Raw genomic sequence first — 7,138 nt, 5'->3', positions numbered from 1 at the left:
GTTCATGGGGGAACTCCAATCGGGGGATCGACACCCCGGCGTTCAGGGGACACCGGGGACGCGAGCACCGTCAGGCACCCGAACAAAGACAAGGAGAAAGGGGGGATCTCTCCCACCGGCGGAAGGCCTCACGCTGCCCGTCCACGCCGGCGAACCATGTACAACGACCCGCCACCCGCCGGCATTCCACCGACCAGGCCCACACACCCGCCACGAGCAGGGCGGCTCCTCGGCCGTCGACCCGCTACAACGACCCGACCACCCCCACCATTCCCCGACCCGCCACCCCGACCGGTCGGACAGACGGTCACAGACCGGACATGACTGACCACACCATGGCCGGTAGGCGGGCGGAACCGGCACTGCGATCATCGTCCGGTGTTCCTGAAGAAGATCCACGTCCTCCTGCTCGCCACCGCTCTGGTCGCCGGAGCCGGCGTCGCCCTCCTGACCTGGGACGGTGGTCCGAGGCCCACCGACACGGGAGCCTGGGTCACCCGGGCACCGGGCACGCCCGACCCGGATGGTCCGGGAGGCGCCCCCGCCACCCGACCGACCCCCGGCGTCCCGGATCGGTCGGAAGGCTCGACCGGAGCCCCGGTACGGATCCCCGGCGCGACGCGGCCCGGCACCCGACCCCCGGTCGTCGACCACGGACCCCGCACGGGCGACAAGGTCGCGCTCACCTTCGACGCGGACATGACGGACGCGATGCTCTACCAGTTACGGACCGGACGGGTGCGCTCGTACGCGAACCTGCGGATCATCGAGCTGCTGGAGCGGGAGAAGGTGCCGGCCACCTTTTTCCTCACCGGCAAGTGGGTGGAGCGGTATCCCGACGTGACCCGGCGACTGGCCGGAAACCCGCGCTTCGAGCTGGCCAACCACACCTACGGGCACCTGGCCTTCACGTCGGACTGCTACAACCTGCCCCGGATCCCCGCCGCACAGATGACCTCGGACGTGGCGCGGACGTTCGAGCTGGTGGAGGCGTACGGCGGGCGACAGACCCGGTACTTCCGCTTCCCCGGGCTCTGCCACGACGGCCCGGCGCTCGCCGCGCTCGCGCCGCTGGGCACGACCGTGGTCGACGGGGACGTGGTGAGCGGGGACCCCTTCGCCACCGCCTGGCGTCCGATCGTCCGGGCCGTGCTCAGCCAGGTGAAACCCGGTTCGGTGATCGTCCTGCACGTCACCGAGGCGAACGCCCCGATGACCGACGAGGCGCTGCCGCACATCCTCGCCGGGCTGGCCGAGCGCGGTCTGACACCGGCTCCGCTCTCCGAGGTTCTCGGGGACGGGGTTCCCACCGATCCCGCCTGACCAAAGGCGGCAAAGACGTAAAATATGGTCATAACGACCAGAGGAGACCGCGATGACCAGCGCCGTCCAGATGCCGCCCGTCGAGGAGTGCACCGTCACCCGGTGCTCGTACAACGAGAACGGCTGTCGGGCCTTCGCGATCACGGTGGGCAGCAGCGCCCACGCCCGCTGCCACACCTTCGTCGAGATGCCGGTCCGGGGCGGGATCGAGATGATGGTCGCCCAGGTGGGCGCGTGCCAGCGGGCCGACTGCCGACACAACTCCGAGCTGGAGTGCCACGCCCCGGGCATCCGGGTCGGCGAGGAGAGCGCCGACTGCCTGACCTACGCCCCGGCCTGAGGCGGCGTCCGCGCGGAGCCGGGGCGAGCGCGGCGAGGTGTTCGTGTCGACGAGCGGGATGCCGTCGAAGAGGGCCCGCATGTCGCCGAGGTGGGCGACCGGGACGCCGACCCGGCCGACCTCACCGGCGGCCAGCTCGTGGTCCGGGTCGTACCCGGTCTGGGTGGGCAGGTCGAAGGCGACCGAGAGGCCGGTCCGTCCCTTCGCCAGGTTGCGCCGGAAGAGCGCGTTGGTGGCGGCGGCCGAGGAGTGCCCGGCGTAGGTACGCATCACCCAGCGGCGGTCGCGCTCCGGCAACCGGCCCAGGTGGGCCCCTTCGTCCATGGCCGGGGGCCTAAGTTACCGACGAGTCACCGGGGCTGGTGAAAAACCACACAGCTCGCCCGGCGTCGTCGGCCGGACATCGGGCGCGAACGGCACCGGACCGCCCCTGCCCCGGCGGTCGGCCCGGCCGGCGCAGGTCGCACACTTGACGGCATGGATGACGAGCTGGCGATCTCGGTACGGGGGCTGCGCAAGGCGTACGGCGACAACGTCGCGGTGGCCGGCGTGGATCTGGCCGTCCGGCGCGGTGAGGTGTTCGCCCTGCTCGGCCCGAACGGCGCGGGCAAGACCACCACCGTGGAGATCCTCGAGGGCTACCGGCAGCGGGACGCGGGCGAGGTGAGCGTGCTCGGTGTCGACCCGGCGCGCCCGTCCCCGGACTGGCGGGCCCGGATCGGCATCGTGCTCCAGGGCACCGGGGAGTTCGACGAGCTGACCGTCGCCGAGGTGGTCGGGCACTTCGCCGCGTTCTACCCGGACGCCGACGACGCGGCGAAGGTCATCGAGCGGGTCGGGCTGGCCGGCAAGGCGACGGCCCGTACGCACACCCTCTCCGGCGGGCAGAAGCGCCGCCTCGACGTGGCGCTCGGCATCGTGGGCCGACCCGAGCTGCTCTTCCTCGACGAGCCGACCACCGGCTTCGACCCGGAGGCCCGGCGCGAGTTCTGGGAGCTGATCCGGGACCTGAACGCCGCCGGCACCACCATCCTGCTGACCACGCACTACCTGGACGAGGCGGAGGCGCTCGCCGACCGGGTCGGGGTGATCGCCGCCGGCCGGGTGGTCGAGGTGGCCCCGCCGAGCCTGCTGGGCAACCGGCAGGAGGCCCTGGCGACGGTTTCCTGGCGTACCCCGGAGGGTGTGGTGGAGAACGCGGAGAGCGCCACGCCGACGGCGCTGGTGGCCGAGTTGGCCGCGCGGTACGGCGGCGAGGTGCCCGGCCTCACCGTGACCCGGCCGACCCTGGAAGACGTCTACCTGCGGATGATCGGACACCGATGACCACCACGACGAAGCCGGCCACGCCCGCCACCGGCGTGACCCGGACCCGGCGGACCGGGGCGCTCGCCCTCGGTCTGCGTCAGGGTCGACTGGAGATCACGCAGTTCCTGCGCAGCCGGGAGTCGGTCGTGTTCACGATGGGCTTCCCGATCATCATGATCCTGATCTTCGCGTCGATCTTCAGTGACGAGATCGCCCCGGACGTCAGCTACACGCAGTACTTCGTCACCGGCATGATCGCGGCCGGGCTGATGACGGTGAGCTTCCAGAACCTCGGCATCTGGATCCCGATCGAGCGGGACCGGGGGGTGCTCAAGCGCTACCGGGGCACCCCGATGCCGAAGTGGGTCTACTTCGCCGGCAAGGTGATCATGGTGGTGGTGATCGGGATCGCCGAGACCGCGCTGCTGCTCGCCGTCTCGGTGGCGCTGTTCGACCTGGACCTGCCGGGCACCGCCGGCAAGTGGCTCACCTTCGCCTGGGTCTCGGTGCTCGGGGTGACCGCCTGCACCCTCTGCGGGATCGCCATCTCGTCGTTGGCCCGCACCGCGCGCAGTGGCTCCGCCGTGGTGACCCCGGTGGCCCTGGTGCTCCAGTTCATCTCCGGGGTCTTCTTCGTCTTCACCAACCTGCCGGCCTGGATGCAGCAGGTGGCGGCGCTGTTCCCGCTCAAGTGGATGTGCCAGGGGCTGCGCTCGGTCTTCCTGCCGGAGAGCTTCGCCGCCCGCGAGCCGGGCGGCTCCTTCGAGCTGGACCGGGTCGCCCTGGTGCTCGTCGCGTGGTGCGTGATCGGCCTGCTGCTCTGCCTCGGCACCTTCCGCTGGACCACCCGCCGCGACGGCTGACGCCTGCGCCGACGTCGGGCTGAGGTGGGGTTAGGTGGTTGCAGGGGTCCCCTCCTACCGCATTCTGATGAGGAAGGGACCCCTGCTACCACCACTCAAGCCGCCCGGCGACCGCCCTCAGTACGTGTAGAAGCCCTTGCCGCTCTTGCGGCCCAGGTCACCAGCGGTGACCATGCGCTGGAGCAGCTCCGGCGGGAAGAACTTCTCGTCGGCGGTGTCGGTGTAGATGTTCTTCGCCGCGTGCATCAGCACGTCCACGCCGGTCAGGTCGGTGGTGGCCAGCGGGCCCATGGCGTGCCCGAAGCCCAGCCGGCAGGCGGTGTCCAGGTCCTCGGCGGACACCACGCCGGACTCGACCAGCTTGACCGCCTCGACCACCAGGGCGGCGATCAGCCGGGTGGTGACGAAACCGGCGATGTCCCGGTTGACCACCACCACCGTCTTGCCGACCTCCTCGGCGAACGCCCGCGCGGTGGCCAGCGTCTCGTCGCTGGTCTTGTAGCCCCGGACCAGCTCGCAGAGCCGCATCATCGGCACCGGCGAGAAGAAGTGCGTCCCGACCACCGACTCCGGCCGCTCGGTGACCGCAGCGATCTGGGTCACCGGGATGGCCGAGGTGTTGGTGGCCAGCACCGCGTCCGCCTTGCAGATCTTGTCCAGCGCCCGGAAGACCTCGTGCTTGATCTCCAGCCGCTCGAAGACCGCCTCGACGACGATGTCCGCGTCGGCGGCGGCCTCCAGGTCGGTGGTCGGGGTGATCCGGCCGAGCGTCGCCTCGACGTCCGACGCCTCGATCCGGCCCTTCTCGGCGAACTTCTCCAGCGACTTCCGGATACCGGCGACGCCACGCGCGGTGGCCGCGTCGTCCAGGTCCCGCAGGGTCACCTGCCAGCCCGCCTGCGCCGCCACCTGGGCGATGCCCGAACCCATCAGCCCGGCCCCGACGACCGCGAGTCGACCCGCCATCTGCTTTTCTCCCTCGCCTGGTGTTGAGTGCTCCTGCCAGCACCCTAGTGGGGTTCCTTAGCGAAGGTTAAGGCCGACCGGTCGTGGGCCGGTCGGGGCGGGCGCCGGTCTGGCGCGTCGCGGGGCCCCGGAACGACGTCCGACGGCCTACGCGAGGGTTCTCGGGCGACGTCAGATGGTGAGGGCGGGCTCCTCCGGTGTCCGGTCCCGTTCCACCTCGACCCCGAGGGCCCGCAGGTCGGCGACGAAGTCCGGGTAGCCCCGGTCCACGTGGTGCACGTGGGAGACCTCGGTGTCCCCGTCGGCGCAGAGCCCCGCGATGATCAGGCCGGCCCCGGCCCGGATGTCGGTGGCGCGGACCGGTGCGCCGGAGAGCCGTTCCCGGCCACGGACCACCGCGTGGTGACCGTCGGTCTTGATGTCCGCGCCGAGCCGCATCATCTCGTTGGCGAACATGAACCGTCCGTCGAAGATGTTCTCGGTGATCAGGGACGCCCCGTCACTGACCGAGGCGAGCCCGATCGCCATCGGCAGCAGGTCGGTGGCGAAACCCGGGTACGGCAGGGTCACCACGTCCACTGCGGCAGACCGGTCGTCCGTCCGGACGCGGAAGGCGTCCGGACGGGTTTCCACCAGGCTCCCGGCGGAGACCAGCTTGTCCAGCGCGATCTCCAGGAAGGCCGGGTCGACCCCGGTGACGGTGACGTCTCCCCGGGTCATCGCCGCGCCGAACGCCCACGTCCCGGCGACGATCCGGTCCCCCACCGTGGCGTGCCGGACCGGGCCGAGCTCCGGTACGCCCTCGATCTCGATGGTCGAGGTTCCCTCGCCGGAGATCCGCGCGCCCATCCGGATCAGCATCGAGCAGATGTCGACGATCTCCGGCTCACGGGCGGCGTTCTCGATCACCGTCCGGCCCCGGGCGAGCACGGCGGCCATCACCAGGTTCTCGGTCGCGCCGACGCTGGGGAAGTCGAGGACGATCTCGGCGCCGTGCAGCCCGTGCGGAGCGGCAGCGATGACGAAGCCGTGCTCGCCGGAGATCTCGGCACCCATCCGGGTGAGCCCGGAGACGTGCATGTCGAGTCCCCGGGAGCCGATCGCGTCCCCGCCCGGATGCGCGACCCGCACGTACCCCCGGCGGGCGAGCAGCGGGCCGAGCACGCAGATGGAGGCGCGCAGCCGGCGCACCAGGTCGTAGTCGGCGTCGGAGCCGGGCTGGTCGGGCACGTCGATGGTGACCGCGCGGGACCGGGCCACGCCGCCATGCGCGACCATCGGATCGATCGGGTCGTCGTCGTCGAAGCGGACCCCGCAGCCGAGCCGGCGCAGCACCTCCCCCATGATCGCGATGTCGGTGATCCGGGGGACGTTGGTGATCACGCTCCGGCCGGGGGCGAGCAGCGCGGCGGCCATCAGCTTCAGGGCGGAGTTCTTCGCGCCGACGACGTGCACCGTGCCAGCGAGCCGGGCCCCGCCCCGGACCCGGATCACATCGACGTCTCTGATGGCCAAATCGCCCGCGTCGCCGGGCCCCGGGCTCAGGCGGGTCGGGACGACCGGCTCCGTCCGGGCGGGCATCGTCAGGTCAGGTATCCGTAGGCTGTGCGTCATGGCCGTCCACCTCACGCGCATCTACACCAGGGCCGGCGACGCCGGCACGACCAGGCTGAGCAACAACGAGCAGGTAGCGAAGACCGATCCCCGGATCGCGGCGTACGCCGACGTCGACGAGTGCAACGCGGCGATCGGGGTGGCACTGGCCCTGGGCCAGCTGTCGGAGGAACTGCGGTCGGTCCTGGCCTCGATCCAGAACGACCTCTTCGACGTCGGCGCCGACCTCGCCACCCCGGTCGAGCCGGAACCCGAGTACCCCCCGCTGCGGGTGACCGAGGGGTACGTGGAGCGTCTGGAGGGCTGGTGCGACGAGTTCAACGCACGCCTGGGCAAGCTCGACTCCTTCATTCTTCCCGGCGGAACCGCCGGCGCGGCGTTACTGCACGTGGCTCGGACCGTCGCCCGGCGCGCAGAGCGGGCGGCATGGGGCCTGGTCAGCCACGATTCCGAACGAACCAGCACTCTTCCGGCAAAGTATCTCAACCGGCTCTCCGATCTGCTCTTCATCCTGGCAAGAACGGCAAATCCGGACGGAGATGTGCTATGGGTCCCCGGCGGTAAGCGCTGACCGTCGATCGACGTCACGCCGGTTCGGGTGCCCGGCTCCGACGGATGCGGGGTACCCGAACCGGGCGGTGTCCAAACCCCCCCCCGGGGGGGGGGTGTAAAACGCCGGCCCCCCGCCAGCCCCGCCCCGCGGGGTGATCCCCGCCGGGCGGGG

General features: G+C 71.2%; 7 protein-coding genes and 1 pseudogene. 5 read left to right on the top strand and 3 right to left on the bottom strand.

Translation table 11 applies throughout. The annotated features are described in order from the left end of the window. Positions 1 to 378: 378 nt before the first annotated feature. Entirely contained in the window at positions 379 to 1,323 is a 945-nt protein-coding gene (locus tag ACIBJE_RS31490; protein WP_396753921.1) for a polysaccharide deacetylase family protein, read from the top strand. A gap of 52 nt (positions 1,324 to 1,375) precedes the next feature. Beyond that, positions 1,376 to 1,663 (top strand): DUF1540 domain-containing protein, encoded by a 288-nt coding sequence (locus tag ACIBJE_RS31485; RefSeq protein WP_396753920.1) that lies wholly within the window; start codon positions 1,376 to 1,378, stop codon positions 1,661 to 1,663. 33 nt (positions 1,664 to 1,696) lie between these two features. Here ACIBJE_RS31485 and ACIBJE_RS31480 read toward each other — a convergent pair. Then, positions 1,697 to 1,987 (bottom strand): annotated as a pseudogene (locus ACIBJE_RS31480) (methylmalonyl-CoA mutase family protein); the annotation flags it as partial. Positions 1,988 to 2,140: 153 nt separating this feature from the next. Here ACIBJE_RS31480 and ACIBJE_RS31475 point away from each other — a divergent pair. After that, positions 2,141 to 2,989, top strand: coding sequence for an ABC transporter ATP-binding protein (locus ACIBJE_RS31475; protein WP_396753919.1), 849 nt, complete (start codon positions 2,141 to 2,143; stop codon positions 2,987 to 2,989). Then, positions 2,986 to 3,834 (top strand): ABC transporter permease, encoded by an 849-nt coding sequence (locus tag ACIBJE_RS31470; protein WP_396753918.1) that lies wholly within the window; start codon positions 2,986 to 2,988, stop codon positions 3,832 to 3,834. The genes ACIBJE_RS31475 and ACIBJE_RS31470 overlap by 4 nt, the downstream gene beginning before the upstream one ends. Before the next feature lie 117 nt (positions 3,835 to 3,951). Here the strand turns inward: ACIBJE_RS31470 and ACIBJE_RS31465 are convergent, their stop codons facing one another. Both ACIBJE_RS31465 and murA read right to left on the bottom strand, forming a co-directional pair. Continuing rightward, the gene (locus tag ACIBJE_RS31465) at positions 3,952 to 4,800 is read right to left on the bottom strand and encodes a 3-hydroxyacyl-CoA dehydrogenase family protein (RefSeq protein ID WP_396753917.1); all 849 of its coding nucleotides are present in this window, start codon (positions 4,798 to 4,800) and stop codon (positions 3,952 to 3,954) included. A 171-nt stretch (positions 4,801 to 4,971) separates the two neighbouring features. Beyond that, entirely contained in the window at positions 4,972 to 6,414 is a 1,443-nt protein-coding gene (murA, locus tag ACIBJE_RS31460; protein WP_396753916.1) for a UDP-N-acetylglucosamine 1-carboxyvinyltransferase, read from the bottom strand. On the opposite strand from murA, the gene ACIBJE_RS31455 reads away from it, so the two are divergent. Then, the gene (locus tag ACIBJE_RS31455; protein WP_396753915.1) at positions 6,413 to 6,985 is read left to right on the top strand and encodes a cob(I)yrinic acid a,c-diamide adenosyltransferase; all 573 of its coding nucleotides are present in this window, start codon (positions 6,413 to 6,415) and stop codon (positions 6,983 to 6,985) included. The two genes, murA and ACIBJE_RS31455, sit on opposite strands and share 2 nt — an antisense overlap. Positions 6,986 to 7,138: the final 153 nt, after the last annotated feature.

The organism is Micromonospora sp. NPDC050187, assembly GCF_044459745.1.
Taxonomy (GTDB): Bacteria; Actinomycetota; Actinomycetes; order Mycobacteriales; family Micromonosporaceae; genus Micromonospora.
Note: the sequence above shows the minus strand (reverse complement) of the source record. Positions and strands in the feature narration are given on the sequence as shown.